At 61.1% G+C, this 17,875-nt stretch carries 17 protein-coding genes; 9 read left to right on the top strand and 8 right to left on the bottom strand.

Annotated elements, in window-relative coordinates:
- Positions 1-75 precede the first annotated feature (75 nt).
- From RlegSU303_RS15535 to RlegSU303_RS15525, 3 genes are all read left to right on the top strand, one after another.
- The gene (locus RlegSU303_RS15535) at positions 76-1,461 is read left to right on the top strand and encodes an aldehyde dehydrogenase family protein (protein ID WP_131645634.1); all 1,386 of its coding nucleotides are present in this window, start codon (positions 76-78) and stop codon (positions 1,459-1,461) included.
- On the top strand, positions 1,458-2,609 hold the full coding sequence (locus RlegSU303_RS15530) for an iron-containing alcohol dehydrogenase (RefSeq protein WP_131628523.1): 1,152 nt from the start codon (positions 1,458-1,460) through the stop codon (positions 2,607-2,609). The genes RlegSU303_RS15535 and RlegSU303_RS15530 overlap by 4 nt, the downstream gene beginning before the upstream one ends.
- Positions 2,610-2,838: 229 nt before the next feature.
- Complete coding sequence (locus tag RlegSU303_RS15525; RefSeq protein ID WP_131720213.1) at positions 2,839-3,537, top strand: ParA family protein; 699 nt, start codon at positions 2,839-2,841, stop codon at positions 3,535-3,537.
- A 57-nt stretch (positions 3,538-3,594) separates the two neighbouring features.
- Here the strand turns inward: RlegSU303_RS15525 and RlegSU303_RS15520 are convergent, their stop codons facing one another.
- From RlegSU303_RS15520 to RlegSU303_RS15505, 4 genes are all read right to left on the bottom strand, one after another.
- Positions 3,595-4,350, bottom strand: a complete 756-nt coding sequence (locus RlegSU303_RS15520; protein ID WP_131720214.1) for an ABC transporter ATP-binding protein — start codon at positions 4,348-4,350, stop codon at positions 3,595-3,597.
- A 1-nt stretch (position 4,351) separates the two neighbouring features.
- Complete coding sequence (locus tag RlegSU303_RS15515; RefSeq protein ID WP_131720215.1) at positions 4,352-5,191, bottom strand: ABC transporter permease; 840 nt, start codon at positions 5,189-5,191, stop codon at positions 4,352-4,354.
- 19 nt (positions 5,192-5,210) lie between these two features.
- Complete coding sequence (locus RlegSU303_RS15510; RefSeq protein WP_131720216.1) at positions 5,211-6,179, bottom strand: aliphatic sulfonate ABC transporter substrate-binding protein; 969 nt, start codon at positions 6,177-6,179, stop codon at positions 5,211-5,213.
- Positions 6,180-6,412: 233 nt separating this feature from the next.
- Complete coding sequence (locus tag RlegSU303_RS15505) at positions 6,413-7,813, bottom strand: L,D-transpeptidase family protein (protein WP_131720217.1); 1,401 nt, start codon at positions 7,811-7,813, stop codon at positions 6,413-6,415.
- 358 nt (positions 7,814-8,171) lie between these two features.
- Between RlegSU303_RS15505 and RlegSU303_RS15500 the strand changes: the two genes are divergently transcribed.
- The 4 genes from RlegSU303_RS15500 to RlegSU303_RS15485 all read left to right on the top strand — a co-directional run bounded on the left by RlegSU303_RS15500 (position 8,172) and on the right by RlegSU303_RS15485 (position 10,199).
- Entirely contained in the window at positions 8,172-9,011 is an 840-nt protein-coding gene (locus tag RlegSU303_RS15500; RefSeq protein ID WP_131720218.1) for an aldose 1-epimerase family protein, read from the top strand.
- Positions 9,012-9,082: 71 nt separating this feature from the next.
- Positions 9,083-9,421 (top strand): TIGR01244 family sulfur transferase, encoded by a 339-nt coding sequence (locus RlegSU303_RS15495; protein WP_003541467.1) that lies wholly within the window; start codon positions 9,083-9,085, stop codon positions 9,419-9,421.
- A 72-nt stretch (positions 9,422-9,493) separates the two neighbouring features.
- Positions 9,494-9,835, top strand: coding sequence for a RidA family protein (locus RlegSU303_RS15490; RefSeq protein WP_017994739.1), 342 nt, complete (start codon positions 9,494-9,496; stop codon positions 9,833-9,835).
- A 13-nt stretch (positions 9,836-9,848) separates the two neighbouring features.
- A complete protein-coding gene (locus tag RlegSU303_RS15485; RefSeq protein ID WP_029873391.1) occupies positions 9,849-10,199 on the top strand; it encodes a hypothetical protein in 351 nt (116 codons plus the stop codon).
- A 31-nt stretch (positions 10,200-10,230) separates the two neighbouring features.
- Here the strand turns inward: RlegSU303_RS15485 and RlegSU303_RS15480 are convergent, their stop codons facing one another.
- The 4 genes from RlegSU303_RS15480 to RlegSU303_RS15465 all read right to left on the bottom strand — a co-directional run bounded on the left by RlegSU303_RS15480 (position 10,231) and on the right by RlegSU303_RS15465 (position 15,092).
- Complete coding sequence (locus RlegSU303_RS15480; RefSeq protein WP_029873392.1) at positions 10,231-11,883, bottom strand: thiamine pyrophosphate-binding protein; 1,653 nt, start codon at positions 11,881-11,883, stop codon at positions 10,231-10,233.
- A gap of 13 nt (positions 11,884-11,896) precedes the next feature.
- The gene (locus RlegSU303_RS15475; protein WP_131720219.1) at positions 11,897-13,099 is read right to left on the bottom strand and encodes a CaiB/BaiF CoA transferase family protein; all 1,203 of its coding nucleotides are present in this window, start codon (positions 13,097-13,099) and stop codon (positions 11,897-11,899) included.
- A 26-nt stretch (positions 13,100-13,125) separates the two neighbouring features.
- Positions 13,126-14,082, bottom strand: coding sequence for a DMT family transporter (locus RlegSU303_RS15470; protein ID WP_131623794.1), 957 nt, complete (start codon positions 14,080-14,082; stop codon positions 13,126-13,128).
- 80 nt (positions 14,083-14,162) lie between these two features.
- On the bottom strand, positions 14,163-15,092 hold the full coding sequence (locus RlegSU303_RS15465) for an alpha/beta fold hydrolase (protein ID WP_017961329.1): 930 nt from the start codon (positions 15,090-15,092) through the stop codon (positions 14,163-14,165).
- Between the two features lie 158 nt (positions 15,093-15,250).
- Between RlegSU303_RS15465 and RlegSU303_RS15460 the strand changes: the two genes are divergently transcribed.
- On the top strand, positions 15,251-15,991 hold the full coding sequence (locus tag RlegSU303_RS15460) for a ribonuclease T2 family protein (RefSeq protein ID WP_017961328.1): 741 nt from the start codon (positions 15,251-15,253) through the stop codon (positions 15,989-15,991).
- A gap of 98 nt (positions 15,992-16,089) precedes the next feature.
- Positions 16,090-17,739, top strand: coding sequence for an energy-dependent translational throttle protein EttA (gene ettA / locus RlegSU303_RS15455; protein WP_017961327.1), 1,650 nt, complete (start codon positions 16,090-16,092; stop codon positions 17,737-17,739).
- Positions 17,740-17,875: the final 136 nt, after the last annotated feature.

Below are 17,875 nucleotides of genomic sequence, written 5' to 3'. Positions count from 1 at the left end.
GAGAAGGTGCCGGCAGGCGGATGAGGGGCCACGGCCTCACTCAAATTTTGAAGAATACGAGGACAGGAACAGATCATGGCAATGATCCAATGTATTTCACCGGTTGACGGGTCGGTCTATGCCGAGCGCGCAGCCCTTTCTCTCGATGCCGCCAAGGATGTGGTGGCGCGCGCTCGCAAGGCGCAGAAAGCCTGGGCGAAACGGCCGCTCGAAGAGCGTGTGCAACTGGTGCTGAAGGGTGCTGCGCGGCTGAACGAGATGTCCGATGTCGTCGTGCCGGAGCTTGCCTGGCAGATGGGCCGGCCGGTCAAGTATGGCGGCGAATACAAGGGCTTCAACGAGCGTTCCAACTATGTCGCCTCGATCGCGGCGGATGCGATGGCGCCTGTTGTCGTCGAGGAGAGCGATCGTTTCGAGCGGCGCATCGAGCGCGAAGCGCATGGCGTCGTCTTCGTCGTCGCACCATGGAACTATCCCTACATGACGGCGATCAACACGATCGCGCCGGCGCTGATGGCCGGCAATACGGTGGTGCTGAAACATGCCTCGCAGACGCTGCTGGTCGGTGAGCGGCTGGTGCAGGCCTTCACCGAGGCCGGCGTTCCCGAAGATGTGTTCCAGAACGTCTTCCTCGATCACGAAACGACGTCGGCGCTGATTGCCGCCGGCAGCTTCAATTTCGTCAACTTCACCGGATCGGTCGAAGGCGGGCGGTCGATGGAGCGGGCCGCCGCCGGCACATTCACCGGCCTTGGCCTCGAACTCGGCGGCAAGGATCCGGGTTATGTCATGGAGGACGCCGATCTCGAGGCGGCCGTCGACACGCTGATGGACGGCGCGACCTACAATTCCGGCCAGTGCTGCTGCGGCATCGAGCGCATCTACGTGCATGAATCGCTCTATGACGCCTTCGTCGAGAAGTCGGTTGCCTGGGTGTCGAACTACAAGCTCGGTAATCCGCTCGATCCCGATACGTCACTCGGGCCGATGGCGCATAAGCGCTTCGCCAAGGTGGTGCGCGAGCAGATCGCCGATGCGGTTTCGAAGGGCGCCAAAGCGCTTGTCGATCCCAAGCTTTTCCCCCAGGATGACGGCGGCGCCTATCTCGCACCTGAGATTCTCGTCGATGTCGACCACTCGATGGCCTTCATGCGCGAGGAGACTTTCGGTCCGGCAGTCGGCATCATGAAGGTGAAGAGCGACGAGGAGGCACTCGCCTTGATGAACGACAGCCAGTACGGGCTGACGGCCTCGCTCTGGACCAGGGATGCCGAGCGAGCAGGGCGGCTCGGCCGCGAGATCGAAACCGGCACCGTTTTCATGAACCGTGCAGACTATCTCGACCCGGCGCTGTGCTGGACCGGCGTCAAGGAGACCGGCCGCGGCGGCTCGTTGTCGATCATCGGCTTCCACAATCTGACGCGTCCGAAATCCTTCCATCTGAAGAAAGTCACAGCATGAGCAGCAACATCACCGCAAACTGGAGCTATCCGACATCGGTTAAGCTCGGCCGGGGCCGCATCGCGGAACTGGCCGACGCCTGCAAGAGCCTCGGCATCAAGAAGCCGCTGCTCGTCACCGACCGCGGCCTTGCCTCGATGGCAATCACCAAGACGGCGCTCGATATTCTCGAAGATGCCGGTCTCGGCCGGGCGATCTTTGCCGATGTCGACCCGAACCCGAACGAGAAGAACCTTGAAGCCGGCGTTAGGGCTTTCAAGGACGGCGGTCATGACGGCGTCGTCGCCTTCGGCGGTGGCTCCGGCCTCGATCTCGGCAAGTGCGTCGCCTTCATGGCCGGCCAGGCGCGGCCGGTCTGGGACTTCGAAGATATCGGCGACTGGTGGACGCGTGCGAGCCTCGAGGGCATCGCCCCGATCGTCGCGGTGCCGACAACGGCAGGCACCGGTTCGGAAGTCGGGCGCGCCAGCGTCATCACCAATTCCGAAACTCATGTGAAGAAGATCATCTTCCATCCGAAGTTCCTGCCTGGCGTCGTCATCTCCGATCCGGAACTGACGGTCGGTATGCCGAAGATCATCACGGCCGGCACCGGCATGGATGCCTTCGCCCATTGCCTGGAGGCCTATTCCTCGCCCTTCTATCACCCGATGTCAGCCGGCATCGCGCTCGAAGGCATGCGGCTCGTCAAGGAATTCCTGCCGCGCGCCTATAGAGAAGGCACGGATCTGGAAGCCCGCGCCAACATGATGGCCGCCGCCGCCATGGGGGCGGTCGCCTTCCAGAAGGGGCTCGGCGCCATTCACGCGCTGTCGCACCCGATCGGCGCCGTCTACAACACCCATCACGGCATGACCAACGCGGTGGTGATGCCGGCGGTGCTGCGCTTCAACCGCAAGGCGATCGAGGAGAAGATCGGCCGTGCCGCGGCCTATCTCGGCATTTCGGGCGGTTTCGACGGGTTTTACGATTATGTGCTGAAGCTCCGCTCCGAACTGGGCGTGCCGGAGACGCTGTCGGCGATGGGAATCGCTGACGACCGCATCGACGAATTGTCGGCCATGGCGATCGAAGATCCGAGTGCTGGCGGCAACCCGGTTGCAATGACACTCGAAAATACCAAGGCCCTTTTCAGGGATTGTTTCTGACAACATAAGAGCGGACCTACAGACTGGCCTGGAAAACCTTGGTTTTCCAGGCTTTTTTCGTTTCGGTGGCATCCCTATTTTTAGGGATGTGAAAAATACCGGCTGCAATTTCGCCGCGCGTGTTTCGAATTTGTTAACCATGATTAGAAAGGATGCATTAACCGCACGATGCTCCGACGGTGCGTAAAAGAGCGATTCCAGCTCGCACCATCCCTTCTGAGGACCGAACATGCCTGTCATCACATTCGCAAATACCAAGGGCGGCGCCGGCAAAACGACCGCTGTTCTGCTGCTCGCGACCGAGCTTGCCCGCAAAGGTTATCGCGTCACCATTCTCGACGCCGATCCGCAGCACTGGATTTCACGCTGGCACGAAATATCAGGTCATGTGCCCAATGTTTCGGTGATCGATTTCGTGACGACTGCGTCGCTGCCGCTGCATATCAGCGAGAACAAGCACAATACCGACTATTTCATCGTCGACCTGCCGGGTGCGCGCAATCCGCTGCTCGCCACCGCCGTCGGGCTTTCCGACCATGTGTTGATCCCGATCCAGGGCTGTGCGATGGATGCGCGCGGCGGCGCGCAGGTGCTCGAACTGCTGCAGTATCTGGATGAGAAGGCGGGCATCAAGATCGGCCATTCGGTGGTGCTCACCCGCGTCAACTCGATGGTGACGACGCGGGCGCTGCAAGTCGTCAAGTCGCTGCTCAGCGAGCGGCATGTGCCGGTGCTCGATACCGCTATCATCGAACGCTCCGCCTTCCGCGACATCTTCGACTGTGGCGGCACGCTGCACACCATCGATCCTACACGCGTCAGCAATCTCGACAAGGCCCGGGAAAACGCTGCCTGTTTTGCCGAAGAAATAATGCGCAAGCTGCCGGCGAGGCTGACGGCATCCGCCCGCATGGCGACGGCAGCCTGACAGTTTCCGCATCCTCGAACGAAGTGCGTCCGGTTCGCTCCGCGACGCATTTCGTTTTTAGGCGCTTGCCGTGCGGCTGCCATCATTGAGAGAATGAGCCAGAAGATCGGAAAGACGCCTTTTGACTTCGGCCAATTCGTCCGACATGCGATTGCGTTGTCGCGGCAGGCCTATATCGACCACCTCTAGAATGCGTCCCGGCCAGGGGCGCATCACGACGACGCGATCCGCCAAAAAGGCTGCCTCTTCGATATCGTGCGTGACGAGCAGCATCGTCGTGGCATTCACGCGCCATAGATCAATCAGATGATCCTGGAGTTCGACACGCGTCATCGCATCGAGTGCGGAGAAGGGCTCGTCCAATAGGAGAACCGCCGGCTTCGTCACGAGTGCTCGCGCCAAGGCCACGCGTTGCGCCTGCCCGCCGGACAGCTCCTTTATCCAGCGCTTCTCGTACCCGCGAAGGCCAATCTTCTCCAGGGCCGCCGATACCTGCTCATCCCGTTCGCTGCTTGCCAGATGGCGCAGGCCGAAACCGATATTGTCCGCGACTGTCAGCCATGGAAAGAGCCGGGGCTCCTGGAAGACGATATTCACGAGCGAGTCCGGCTCTGTCAGCAGCCGTCCCTCCAGGCTGATTTCGCCTTGTGTAGGGGCTTCGAGGCCCGACAACAGTCTCAGAAGGGTGCTCTTGCCGCAACCCGATCCCCCGATGACCGCGACCAACTCTCCCTTGCCGATACTGAGGCAGAAGTCTTGCAGAGCATGTGTTGCGTTGGGATAGATCTTGGATAGGGAGTGGATGTCAAGCATGTCAGATCCCGCTCGCATGGGTGTCGCGCCAGCGCAGGAACGGCGCGCTCGCAATCAGAAGCAGGCTATCGGTCGCCTTGCCGACAACGGCAAAGATCAAAATTGCCGCCAGGATCTGATCCGGCTTTCCGAGTTGCTGACCATCCACCAGAAGATATCCCAGGCCTTCGGATGCGCCCATGAATTCGGCCGCAACGACGAACATCCAACCGAGGCCCAGCCCTGCGCGCAGGGCAAGGATAAAGTCCGGAAGGACCGCCGGCAGCAGGATCAGACGAATGAGCTCGAAGCCCGAAAGCCGAAAGACGCGACCGACCTCTACGATGCGCCTGTCGACGCCGACGACGGCGCCATAGACTCCTAGATAGACCGGGAAGAAGACGCCAACGGCAATCAGGGCGACTTTGGAGGCTTCGAAAATACCGAACCACAGGATGAACAGCGGCACCCAGGCAATGGAGGGAATGGCTCTCAGAGCCTGCAGGGTCGGATCCAGCAGACGTGCAAGCGGTTTGGAGTACCCGGTCAGCGCCCCAAGAGCGGTCCCCGCCAGGGACCCGAAGGCGAAGCCGATCGCCACTCTGCGCAGCGTCGCGCCGACATGCGTTGCCAGATCGCCGGAGGCGGCCAGCGCATAGACCGTATAGAGAATTTTCGAGGGCGGGGGCATCAAACGACCTCCGACTATTCCCGCGCGAACGAGGATTTCCCAGGCGGCAAACAACGCAACCGGAAACACGATTCCGACAATCGGGCGATCGAAAGACGAAACCCGGCGCTGCCGGGTCTCCCTTCCTGTTTCCGCATTGTGCCATGACAGCGCGATGTGCACCAATGACATGGGAACGCTCTTTCTATCTTCACTGGCCGAGAGCGGCCGAGGCGTAGCTGGGATCGACCAGCGCCGATACGGTCTTGACGACATCGACATCCGTCTTGATGACTTCGGCCTTTTGCAAAGCGAGACCCGCTGCTTCGATCGTCTCGCGCTGTGCATTGCCGATCACGGAATAGGTGAGGTTCGTGCGCTCCAGCTGGCGCTCTATCACCGTGTCGGGCAGCTTGGTGGCTGCAACGAGGGCGGCTTTGAGATTGGTCGGATCTTTCAGAGCTTCAATGCGCGCCTTCTCGTAGGAAGCAAGCACGCGTTTGACGAGATCAGGATGCGCGCTAGCAAACTCTTCGCGCACGTTAAGCACGCCCCAGCTGTTGTTTTCCGGCTTGCGATAGAACAGCACATCGCCATCTTCAATCTCGGCGGAGGCCATGATCGGATCGAGGCCGGCCCAAGCGTCGACGTCGCCCCGCTTCAGCGCAAGGCGGCCGTCCGCGTGCTGTAACAGAACAAGCGAAACGTCCTTTTCAGTCAGACCTGCATCGGCGAGGGCGCGCACCAGGAAAATGTGCGGGTCGGTGCCGCCCGTCACGGCGATGGATTTGCCCTTGAGGTCTTGGACCTTGGCGATGCCGGTATCCTTGCGTGTTACGAGCGCAGTCCATTCCGGACGCGAATACACATAGATGGATTTGATCGGGTTGCCGTTGACGCGGCCGATCAAAGCAGCCGCACCCGCCGTCGAGCCAAAATCGAGGGAGCCGGCATTCAGGAATTCCAGGGCTTTGTTGGAGCCTGCGGACTGGACCCAGGTTATCTTGATCCCATCCTTTTCAAATTCCTTTTCCAGGATGCCTTCATCCTTCAGAATGAGGCTGACCGGGTTGTAGGTTGCCCAGTCCACGCGAATTTCCGAGACATCAGCAGCCTGCGCCGTGCCGGCTGCAACCAAACCCGCCAAAACGCTTAAAGCCAATCGAACAAGCGATTTCATACGACCTCCAAATGTTAGGAAGTGAAATCTACAGATTTAATAGCTTTTGGCGTGCTTTCGAGTTCCAAACTTTGGTACGGAAGAGCAATTTTGAACTGCCATCGCGGGCTGCGCTAGATTGTTGTGTCAAAGTGCGGGGCAGCACGATCCCGCTGCGTGTTGGTCAGGCCCGCCGCGTGACACTGTTGTCTGTTCGCATTGCGGTCATTCCGCCTGAAGACGCGAGGGTATGTTCAGTCGACGAATTCGACCGTCACTCCCGGCTTGACCATCTTGGCAAGCTCGGTGGCATCCCAGTTGGTCAGCCGGATGCAGCCGTGGCTCTGAGTGCGGCCGATCTTCGAGGGCTCGGGCGTGCCATGGATGCCGTAGGTCGGCCTGGAAAGCGCCATCCAGACGGTGCCGACGGGACCGTTCGGGCCGGGCGGAATGTTGAGGATCTTGTCATTGGCGCCCTGCTGGAAATTGATCTTCGGATTGTAGGTGTAGCCGGGATTGAAGGCGACGCGCTCGACGTTGACCGTGCCTGACGGAGAGGGGGTATCGGTGGAGCCGATCGACGCCGGATAGGCAGCGAGGAGATTGCCGGCGCCGTCATAAGCGAAGACCTGCTTGCGGCCCTTGTCGGCGATGATACGGGCGACCGCGCCGCTCTTCGGCTCGCCCGGATTGACGACCTTGATGACGGTGCCGGGAACGGTGAAGTCAGCGCCGGGGTTCATCTCCTTGAGGAAAGCCTCATCCATATGGAAACGCTCGGCGAGCATCTCGGTGGTCGAGGTGTAAGCCAGCGACGGCAGCAGCGCCTTATGCGAATAGTCTTCCGGAATCGCGGCGACGAAGGGGCCGGCCGCATCGGCAGGCGTGATTGTATAGCTGACGACGGGCAGCCCGCCGGTCATGCGCAGCTCTTCCAGAATGGCGTCTGTGTTGTTCGGGTCGAGCTTCGAGCCGGTCATCTGATCGTAGGCTAAGATCGCCTTGGTGACGTTCGAACCCATATGGCCGTCGATGACGCCGGGGGAGGCGCCGGCGCGGTCGAGGAAGACCTGCAAAGCGACGATCTCCGGCTTCGATTTGTTGTTCAGCGTGATGACAGGTTCATCGGGTGCGGCCTTCGGCTGATCGGCGGGCGGGATCTGCTGGTCGGGATCGATCGAGGCATAATCGTCGCCGGGCTGCGGATTGCCGATGCTGTTATCCTCGGGATAGGGCTGGTCACCGAGCGGCTGGCGCTCGATCGCGGCATCTCGCGGTATGCCGCCGGTGACAGCGCCGCGCTCGGAATAACGCGTATCGCCATAGGGATTGTTGTCGGAATAATAGGGGTCGTTGCCGTACTGGTCGTTATAGACCTCGCGCGGGCCGGGCCGCGGAGGATAGTAGCCGCGGGCGCGCATCTCGGTGGCGACGACGTTGCCATAGTCGTCGATCAAGACGCGATTGCCGCTACGGTCGCGGGCGTAGATATAGCCGGCTGGAACATAGTCGAGGATTTCACCGCTCGGCGTCACAAGCACGATATCGCTCTGGCGGCGATCGCGGAACTGCTGCGCGCTTGCCTGCGGCGCTGTAGCCGCAAGAGCAGCCAGGACGGCCGCGAGACAAAATGCCGACTTCAAAAAGCGATCCACGTATCATACCTCGATCAGTGACTGGCAGACACACACCTGCGAATTTTGACGCTAGTGTGGAATTTATGAAAGCGTGCTGAACAAAATATGAAAATCACTAAGATTTCCTTTTACTCATAAACGTTTGCGTCCTTGTGTCAGTTCCGCAAACTTCACGGTTGCTGCAAAAACGCAAGATGCGGGCGACGTCGATTGACGAATGGCCGCGCGAAACCTAACGCTAGCGCATCATGCTTTCCAAAAAGCGAAATCGATTTACGGAAAGCATGATGCGCGGATTCAAAGTGTTAGAGCGTCGCTTGTGGCGTCCGGAAGGACGCACGGCGCTAAAGAGCCGATAATCCCTGAGGAGACCGTGATGATCGAATTTGCCGCCGCAAGCGGGCCGCGCCTGATGCTGGACGAAACATCGGTGCTGGATATCGGCGGATGCATCGTCGAAGGCGTCGACATCGCGCCGAAACGCGCCATTCCCGATGACGGCGACCTGCGAATCGATCACTCGCTCGAGGGCTTCCTGTTCACCTGCGGGCCGGACCATATCCGCCACCGCCAGCCGATCCCCGGCCGGGACGACGGCAAGGTCTATCCGCTGCACGGATCGGCCTCCGGTCATGCGGCAAAGGTGCTGTGGACGAAGTTCGAGAACCGCAATGCCGAATGCCGTGCCGATATCGACATTGTGACCGTCGAGGGACTGCCGCAGCGCATCGAGCGGCTGTGGCGGATCGATGGGGCGACCGGCGAGGTGCGGCTCGAGGACCGGGTCGTCAATACGAGCGATCGGACGGTGCCGACCTTCCTGATGTACCACATGAACACCGGCGGCAAATGGCTGGACGAGGGCACGCGGCTCGAAGGCCGGATGCTGGAAAATGGCGGCTTCCCCTGGACGTTCGGCGAGGAGCCGGGCGGCATCTTCTGCGTCGCGGCGCCGGCGACGGAGGAGGGGTTCGCGGAGGTCCGCCTCGGACCGATCGCCGCAATCGGCGGCAGGACGCTGCGGGTGCGTTTCCGCGCCGACACACTGCCCCATCTGCAGGTCTGGCGGAACCAGAAGGCGCCGGCCCATATCATCGGTATCGAGCCGGTTTCGCATCGGTGGATATCGCGCGACGAGCTTGAGGCAACTGGTGAGTTCAACATGCTGGCGCCCGGCGAGAGCCGCAGCTATGCGCTGACCTTTACCTTCCTGTGAGCGAAGTGTTGTTGACGCTGGCAGACCTCCGTCGTAGACCTTCAGCCCACGATTTTTGAGGAGACAAGACGATGGATATTCGCCAGATCGACGATGAATATTCGGTTTCGGGCCAAATCACGCTCGAGGAGCTCGACGAGATCAAGGCGCTGGGGTTCAAATCGATCGTCTGCCACCGCCCCGACCATGAAAGTCCCGACCAGACGTCGTTCTCCGTTATCGAGGCGCGCGCCAAGGAGCTCGGCCTGAATATCGCCCATGTGCCTGTCGGGCCGATGGGCGTGACCGAGGAAGCCGTGCAGGGCATGGTCGACGCGCTCGACGAATTCCCGCGGCCGATGCTCGGCTATTGCCGTTCCGGCGCACGCTCGACGGCGATCTACCAAAAGACCCACCATATCCGCAATTGAGCGCCCGCTCCGGGCGCCATTTCCGGCGTTGAACCTCAGCGCCACCACCTTCCATTCACTCAGGAGACTATGATGAGCATCAAGCGTATCGACGTCGGCTCGCGCATGAGCGGCGCCGTCATTCACGGCAATACAGTCTATCTCGCAGGCCAGGTCGGCGAGGGCGAAAGCGTCACCGATCAGTGCAAGTCCTCGCTTGCCGAAGTCGACCGCCTGCTGGCTGCGTCAGGCAGCAGCAAGTCGAAGATCCTGCAGACGATCATCTACCTCGCCGACATCGCCGATTTCGCCGAGATGAACGCCGTCTGGGAAGGCTGGATCGATCCGGCTAATCCGCCGGCTCGCGCCACCAGCGAAGCCAAGCTCGCAGCTCCGAAATACAAGGTCGAGTTCATCGTCACGGCTGCGATCTGATTTGGGGACACGGATGTCGACGAGGCGCCTGCTGATGTTTTGTTTTGCCGGTAGCCTTGCGGCTTCCGTGGCTTCCGCGGAAGAACTTCCGCCAATCCCCAAAGGTCAGGGGCTTGGCGTGGCCTCAGTGAGCATGGTCATCGCATTGACTTGCGACATCCATTATAAGCGTCCACAGGTCGTCAGTGACGCGAAAGCTCTTTTTCTGAAGTTTGCCCGAAAGGAACTCAAAGACCCGGAATCTGCCACAGAACGGGCCTTTAGTACTGCTCGCCGGGGTGTCACGCGGCAGTCAACCAAACAATATACCAAAGCAAGCTGCGATCAGCTGGGCAGAATGCTGAGGCGCGAACTCGCCCGCTGAGGTTCACGCTGCCTCAAATGCTGCTTTTCAATCAGGATTTCTCGCGGATTTGCGTCAGTGTCCGTGCGGGCGTGATTGCTTCGGGATCGAGCTTGATTTCGATAATCGCCGGCTTGCCGCTTTCGCGCGCTCGCTCGAACGCCAGGGCGAAATCCTCGGTCTTTTCCACTGTCTCGCCGTGGCCGCCATAGGCGCGGGCAAGGGCTGCGAAGTCGGGATTGGTCAGATCGGTGCTGCTGACGCGGCCGGGATACTCGCGCTCCTGATGCATGCGGATCGTGCCGTAGATGCCATTGTTGACGACGACTGCGATGATCGGCAGGCCGTAGCGGATGGCGGTGGCGAATTCCTGGCCGTGCATCAGGAAGCAGCCGTCGCCGGCAAAGCAGATGACCTCGCGCTCGGGAAAGAGCCGCTTGGCGGCGACGGCGGCCGGCAGGCCGTAACCCATCGAGCCGGAGGTGGGGGCGGCTTGGGTGTTGAAGCGGCGAAAACGATGGAAGCGGTGCACCCAGGTGGCGTAGTTGCCCGCGCCATTGGTGAAGATCGCGTCCTGCCCGGTATTGGCCTCCAGCCATTCCATGATCGGCCCCATATGGACGGCGCCCGGTCCGCTCGAGGGCGGCTTCGACCAGGCGAGATAGGCCTGGTGCAGGCGCGCGGTGCGCTCGGTCCAGTGTGGTTCGGCCGGCGCTTCCAGATCGGCGAGTGCCGCGACGAAATCGGCAGGTGCCGCGCAGATGGCAAGATCCGGACGATAGATGCGGCCAAGCTCGGAAGCGTCGGGATAGATATGCACCAGCGATTGCTGGGGGTAGGGGACATCGATCAGCGTATAGGACGAGGACGGCATTTCCGACATGCGGCTGCCGAGCAGGATCAGCAGGTCGCTCTCCTTGATCTCCTTTGCCAGCGCCGGATTGATGCCGATGCCGACATCGCCGGCGTAGCAGGGATGGAGATGATCGAACAACATCTGCCGGCGGAAGGAGCAGCCGACGGGCAGTTGGAAACGCTCGGCGAAACTTTGAAAATCGGCGACGGCATCGGCGTCCCAGCGCGTGCCGCCAAGGATCACCATCGGCCGCTCGGCCTTCAGCAAGCGGAGATAGAAATCGTCGATCTGGCGGCGGCCGGGATGGGCCTCGACGTTGGCATAGTGCCTGGCGCGGGGTGCCTCGACCTCATCGCGCAGCATGTCCTCCGGCAGCGTCAGCACGACAGGGCCGGGCCGGCCGGAGGTTGCGACCGCAAAGGCGCGGGTGACGAACTCGGGAATACGGGCGGCATCGTCGATCTCGCCCACCCATTTGGCGAATTCGGTGAAGGCGCGGCGGAACTCGACCTCCTGGAAGGCCTCGCGCTCACGCGCTTCCCGCTGTACCTGGCCGATGAACAGGATCATCGGGATCGAGTCCTGCTTGGCGATATGCAGGCCGGCGGAGGCGTTGGTGGCCCCGGGGCCACGGGTCACCATGCAGATACCAGGTTCGCCGGTCAGCCGGCCCCAGCAATCCGCCATCATCGCCGCTCCGCCCTCCTGGCGGCAGACGAGGACGTCGATATCGCTGTCGCGCAACGCGTCGAGCACGGCGAGGAAGCTCTCGCCGGGCACACAGGAGAGCCGCTTGACGCCATTCGCCTTCAGCGCCTCGACGATCAGTTCCCCGCCCGTCTTCTTCATGACAATGCCTTCTTCATGACGATGCCTTCCTCTCGCGCTCGGCGAGTTCCGCCAGAATTTCTGCCTGGTGTTCGCCGAGACGCGGGCTCGGCGTGATATAACGCAGCGGCGTCTCCGACAGCACCACAGGCGTCCTGACACCGGGGATCACGGTGCCGGCTGAATCCGCAAGGTCGATACGCAGGCCGCGAGCCTGTACCTGCGGATGGGCGAACATTTCCTCGATCGTGTTGATTGCGCCTGATGGAACCGCATTGTCTTCACAGGCCTTCAGCAGATCCGCCTTCTGCCATTTCAGCGTTTCGGTGGAGACGAGGCGGCGCACTTCGCCGCGATTGCCGACGCGGGCCTTGTTGGTGGCGAAACGCTCGTCGCCGGCGATGGCCTCCAGGCCGAGGATGGTGCAGAGGCGACGGAACTGGCCGTCGTTTCCGACCGCGAGAATGAGGTAACCATCCGCCGTCGGCACGACCTCATAGGGCGAGATATTGGGATGGGCATTGCCGAGGCGGGTCGGCGCCTCGCCGGAGACAAGGTAATTCATGTTCTGATTGGCGAGCACGGCCGATTGCACGTCGAGCAGAGCCATGTCGACTAACTGGCCTTCACCGGTCTTCAGGGCATGGATCAGAGCGGCTTCGATCGCCGAGACTGCATAGATGCCGGTGAAGATATCGGCGATGGCGACACCTGCCTTCATCGGCTGGCCGTCCGGCTCCCCGGTAATCGACATGAAGCCGGACATGCCCTGGACGATGTAATCGTAGCCGGCGAGGCTGGCATAAGGGCCGTTCTGGCCGAAGCCGGTGATCGAGCAATAGACGAGCTTCGGGTTGACCTTGCGCAGGCTGTCATAATCGAGCCCGTATTTGACGAGGCCGCCGAGCTTGAAATTCTCGATGACCACATCGGCGGTGGAGACGAGGCGCCGGACGAGATCCTGACCTTCGGCGCTCTTCAGGTCGGCTGTGACGGAGCGCTTGCCGCGATTGGCGGCGTGGTAATAGGCAGCTGAGAGATTCTCGCCGTCGGCGCCCTCGACGAATGGTGGTCCCCATTGGCGCGTATCGTCGCCGCCGTCGGGATTTTCGACCTTGATAACGTCGGCACCGAGATCGGCAAGCATCTGTCCCGCCCAAGGGCCGGCGAGCACACGGGCAAGCTCGATCACCCGGATGCCTGCCAGCGGCGGTTTTTTCGTCACGGTCTCGGTCATGTTCCTCCGGGCTCTCATTCTTGGATCTAGGGCGCCAGCGTCGCCTCTGATGTACCGGATACCGGTTTCGATGCAAAGCGGCGCTCGCGCCAGACAATGTAGAAGCCCGACGCCATGATAATCATGATGCCGAGCCATTTGATCGCATCCGGAAAGTCGCCAAAGACCAGCCAGGCGAAGATCGTCGCCGAGACGATCTCGAAATATTGCAGCGGTGCGAGCGTCGAGGCTGGTGCTGCGCGATAGGCATAGACGCCGAGGATGCCCGATATCGCGGCCATGGCGCCAACGCCGGCGACATAGAACCAGGCGCGGCCATCCGGCATGACCGGGTCGAAGAGATCGGAGCCGGTTCCCTGGCCCAGGAAAAGCAGGATGGCGCAGAAGAGCAGGCCCCAGATGCTCATCTGCAACTGCATCGCCCAAGGGTCTTCCCTGTGCGAGAGGACGCGGGTCATCAGCACGAAGATGGCGATGCAGAGCGCGCTGACGACAGGCAGAAGCGCGATGTAGCCGACTTCTTCGAAACTCGGCTGAATGATCAGCATCGCCCCGAAGAAGCCGACGCCGCAGGCGCTATAGCGCCGCCAGCCGATCGTCTCCTTCAGGAAAATGCTGCCGAGGATCGTCAGAATGATGGGCTCGACAAAGAAGATCGCAATCGCGTCGGCGACCGCCATGTATTTCAGCGTGGTGACGAAGGAGATCATCGAGACGGTGATGATCGCGCCGCGGATGGCATGGAACAGGTTCTGGCGCCAGGAAAAATCGGCGAAGCTGCGCCGCCATATCACAATCGGCAGCATGCAGACCGCCTGCACGGCGAAGCGGCCGGCAGTGATCTCCGCAGACGGGACGGTGACGATGGCAAGCTTGGCGAAAATATCGATGAGCGGCGAGAACATCACCGAAATAAACATCAGCACAAGCCCCATCGTCACGTCGGAGGCGGACGAAACGGGGCGGGCGGAGGTGCTGTTCATGATGAAATCCCTGTACTCAGGATATTGGTCACTCAGGATATTGGTCACTCAGGATATTGGTCACTCAGGATATTGGTCGCTCAGGATTTTGCGGCGGCCCCGTCGCACCAATCGGCGAAGGCTGTGATCGCCGCATCCGCGCCAAGCTCATTCAGTGTTTCGTGCCGCATGTCCTGATATATCTCAGTGCTGATACGGGAGAAGCCTTGACCTTTCAAATGGTTTGACAGCCAGAGCACGGCTTTTCCACGCTCGGTCGCCGGGTCTTCTCCGCCGCCGACGAGATGGATCGGCATGTCCCGCGGCAGCCGGTCGAGGTGGATTTTCTGTAGCGCGCGGAAGGTCAGTTCGAAGAGATCGAGCCATAGAGAGACCGAGGCGTCGAAGCCGCAGAGCGGATCGGCGGCATATTTGTCGACTTCATCAGGAACACGCGACAGCCAGTCGAACTCGGTGCGGCGGCTAGGAATGGATTTGCCCCAAGCGCCGAAGGTGAGCTTCGGCAGCAAACCGCTTGGCACGTCGGAGCCCTTCAGCATGCGCTCGGCAAGCAGGACCGCCTGGGCGGCGCGGCCGGCAAGGCCGACGGCGAAATTCGAATTCCAGACGGCGACGGCATCGAAGTCCGCCGGAGCCGTGACGGCAGCGTTGAGCGCGATGAGGCCGCCCATCGAATGGCCGAAAAGGATCACTGGCAGACCGGGATGGCGGGAGGCCGCATGGCTGCGCATGGCGATGACGTCGCCGATCACCCTTTCGATACCACCGCGCCGGGCGAAGCGGCCGACCGGTGCATCGGGTGCTGTCGTCTCGCCGTGGCCGCGGTGATCATGGGCGTAGACGTGATAGCCGCGCGCCGCCATCGTCTCGGCAAAGACGCCGTATCGTTTCGAATGTTCGGCCAAGCCATGCGATATCAACAGGATGCCGCGTGGAGGGGTGATGGCCTCAGCATGGTGATAGGCCAGCGACGCCCCTGGCACGGCGAGCCTTTGCGTTTCAGAAAACATGTGGGTCCTCCCGGCGACAACAGACCAGATCGCCGGGTAATTGCAACATCGGCATTTGATTATCTGATAACAATTTGCGCCCTTGTTGCGATTCAGGGTTGCGGCCTTTTGATTTTGGTGCTTATTTGTTCCTGTATTGTTCTTTTTTGGGGGTTGAAATGAGCAGCATGCAGTTGCGTACCTTGACGTTCGCCGTGTCGATGATTGTTGCCGGTGCCGCCGTGGCGCAGGAGGCTGGCGGACGTACCCGCTTCATTCTAGCGGCGAGCTGGCAGCCGGCCTTTTGCCAGACGAACCAGAAGAAGGCCGAGTGTGCGAGCCAGACCGGCGAGCGCCCCGACGCGACGAACTTTTCGTTGCACGGACTTTGGCCGATGCGGCAGGATTACTGCGGCGTAAGCGCCGAGCAGAAGGCCGCCGACAAGGATGGCGACTGGAACAAGCTGCCGGAGGTCACGCTTGCGGCCGAGACGAAGACGGCGCTCGCAAAGGCGATGCCCGGCACGCAATCCGGCCTGGAACGGCATGAATGGGTGAAGCATGGCACCTGCACGAAGATGAGCGCCGACGACTATTTCGGCGTCGGCATGCATCTCGTGGGCGCACTCAACGCGTCGGCCGTGCGCGATCTCTTCGCTGCCAATATCGGCAAGCCGGTCAAGGCCGACGCGATCAAGGCGGCTTTCGACAAGAGCTTCGGGCCGGGTGCCGGCGACCGCGTCAAGATGAGCTGCCGGCGGGCCGGCAATGTCAGGATGATCAGCGAACTGACGATCGGGCTTTCGGAAGCCGCCGGGGCGGCATCGGCGAAAAGTGCCGGCCTTGCCGATCTGATCCAGGGTGCTGGAAAAACGTCGTTCGGTTGTGACGAGGGCGTCGTCGACGCTGCGGGCTTTTGACCGGAAATCCTGAGTAAACCGGGTTTCGGCGTTGCCCGCAGGCGCTGTTTCGCCTACATAGCGGCACAATCGAAGTTTCCCGCCCGGAGCAGCGCAGCATGGCACGTCAGTTCATCTATCATATGTCCGGCCTCAACAAGGCCTATGGCAACAAGAAGATCCTGGAGAATATCCACCTTTCGTTCTACCCGGATGCCAAGATCGGTATCCTTGGTCCGAACGGCGCGGGTAAATCCACCGTGCTGCGCATCATCGCAGGTCAGGACAAGGAGTACACCGGCGAAGCTTGGCTCGCCGAAGGTGCGACGGTCGGCTATCTGGAGCAGGAGCCGCATCTCGATCCCAACAAGACGGTGTTCGAGAATGTCATGGAAGGCGTTGCCTCGAAGACGGCTGTCCTCGACCGCTACAATGAATTGATGATGAACTATTCCGACGAGACGGCGGAAGAGGGCGCCAAGCTTCAGGACGTCATCGACAGCCAGAACCTCTGGGATCTGGAAAGCCAGGTCGAGATGGCGATGGAAGCCTTGCGCTGCCCGCCGCGCGACGCCGAAGTCACCAGCCTTTCCGGTGGTGAGCGCCGCCGTGTCGCGCTCTGCCGCCTGCTGCTTTCGCAGCCGGATCTGCTGCTGCTCGACGAACCGACCAACCATCTGGACGCCGAAACCATTGCCTGGCTCGAAAAGCATCTGCGCGACTATCCGGGCGCCGTGATGATGATTACCCACGATCGCTACTTCCTGGACAACGTCACCGGATGGATCCTCGAACTGGACCGCGGCCGTGGCATTCCTTACGAAGGGAACTATTCGGCCTACCTGCAGGCGAAAGCCAAGCGCATGCTGCAGGAAAGCCGCGAAGACGCATCGCGCCAGAAGGCGATCAGCCGCGAACAGGAGTGGATCGCTTCCAGCCCGAAGGCCCGTCAGGCCAAATCCAAGGCGCGTATCAAGTCCTACGAGCAGCTGGTGGATGCCGCCGAAAAGCAGCGTCCCGGCGACGCGCAGATCATCATCCCGGTCAGCGAGCGCCTCGGTCAGGTGGTCATCGAGATGGACGGCATCACCAAGGGCTTCGAGGGCCGCACGCTGATCAACGACCTGTCGATCAAGCTGCCGCCGGGCGGCATCGTCGGCATCATCGGCCCGAACGGCGCCGGCAAGACGACGCTATTCAGGATGATCACCGGCCAGGAAACGCCGGATAGCGGGTCGATCCGCATCGGCGAGACTGTGCATCTCGGTTATGTCGACCAGAGCCGTGACACCCTTGCGGCTGACAAGACGGTCTGGGAGGAAATCTCCGGCGGCGCCGAAATCATCAAGCTCGGCAAGTTCGACATGAACTCCCGTGCCTATTGCGGCGCCTTCAACTTCAAGGGCGGCGACCAGCAGCAGAAGGTCGGCAATCTCTCCGGTGGTCAGCGCAACCGTGTTCACCTTGCCAAGATGCTGAAGGCCGGCGGCAACGTTCTGCTGCTCGACGAACCGACCAACGACCTCGATACGGAAACGCTGGGTGCCTTGGAAAACGCGCTGGAAAACTTCGCCGGCTGCGCCATCATCATCAGCCACGATCGCATGTTCCTCGACCGTCTGGCGACGCATATCCTCGCTTTCGAAGGCGACGGCCACGTCGAATGGTTTGAAGGCAACTTCGAGGATTATGAACAGGACAAGGTTCGCCGTCTCGGCCCCGACGCCCTCAACCCGGGCAGCCAGGCTCACAAGCGCCTGACACGCTGATTTCACTCATTTTTGCTTGCGGAAGCCCCGGTTCGGCCGGGGCTTTTTCATGTCGCGCCTTGTCGCAATCTGAGCAGCCAATTTCGCGGAGAGTGCGAATTGCCGCTTGCCACCGCTTTTCAATTCACATAAAGAT

Origin of the sequence: Rhizobium sp. SU303, assembly GCF_021052345.1 — a bacterium.
In the GTDB taxonomy this organism is placed as follows: domain Bacteria; phylum Pseudomonadota; class Alphaproteobacteria; order Rhizobiales; family Rhizobiaceae; genus Rhizobium; species Rhizobium laguerreae.
This window is presented reverse-complemented; position numbering and strand designations above follow the sequence as displayed.

Coding starts and splice junctions, on each gene's coding strand:
- RlegSU303_RS15535 (WP_131645634.1), top strand. CDS start 76: ATGGCAATGATCCAATGTATTTCACCGGTTGACGGGTCGGTCTATGCC.
- RlegSU303_RS15530 (WP_131628523.1), top strand. CDS start 1,458: ATGAGCAGCAACATCACCGCAAACTGGAGCTATCCGACATCGGTTAAG.
- RlegSU303_RS15525 (WP_131720213.1), top strand. CDS start 2,839: ATGCCTGTCATCACATTCGCAAATACCAAGGGCGGCGCCGGCAAAACG.
- RlegSU303_RS15520 (WP_131720214.1), bottom strand. CDS start 4,350: ATGCTTGACATCCACTCCCTATCCAAGATCTATCCCAACGCAACACAT.
- RlegSU303_RS15515 (WP_131720215.1), bottom strand. CDS start 5,191: ATGTCATTGGTGCACATCGCGCTGTCATGGCACAATGCGGAAACAGGA.
- RlegSU303_RS15510 (WP_131720216.1), bottom strand. CDS start 6,179: ATGAAATCGCTTGTTCGATTGGCTTTAAGCGTTTTGGCGGGTTTGGTT.
- RlegSU303_RS15500 (WP_131720218.1), top strand. CDS start 8,172: ATGATCGAATTTGCCGCCGCAAGCGGGCCGCGCCTGATGCTGGACGAA.
- RlegSU303_RS15495 (WP_003541467.1), top strand. CDS start 9,083: ATGGATATTCGCCAGATCGACGATGAATATTCGGTTTCGGGCCAAATC.
- RlegSU303_RS15490 (WP_017994739.1), top strand. CDS start 9,494: ATGAGCATCAAGCGTATCGACGTCGGCTCGCGCATGAGCGGCGCCGTC.
- RlegSU303_RS15485 (WP_029873391.1), top strand. CDS start 9,849: ATGTCGACGAGGCGCCTGCTGATGTTTTGTTTTGCCGGTAGCCTTGCG.
- RlegSU303_RS15480 (WP_029873392.1), bottom strand. CDS start 11,883: ATGAAGAAGACGGGCGGGGAACTGATCGTCGAGGCGCTGAAGGCGAAT.
- RlegSU303_RS15475 (WP_131720219.1), bottom strand. CDS start 13,099: ATGACCGAGACCGTGACGAAAAAACCGCCGCTGGCAGGCATCCGGGTG.
- RlegSU303_RS15470 (WP_131623794.1), bottom strand. CDS start 14,082: ATGAACAGCACCTCCGCCCGCCCCGTTTCGTCCGCCTCCGACGTGACG.
- RlegSU303_RS15465 (WP_017961329.1), bottom strand. CDS start 15,092: ATGTTTTCTGAAACGCAAAGGCTCGCCGTGCCAGGGGCGTCGCTGGCC.
- RlegSU303_RS15460 (WP_017961328.1), top strand. CDS start 15,251: ATGAGCAGCATGCAGTTGCGTACCTTGACGTTCGCCGTGTCGATGATT.
- ettA (WP_017961327.1), top strand. CDS start 16,090: ATGGCACGTCAGTTCATCTATCATATGTCCGGCCTCAACAAGGCCTAT.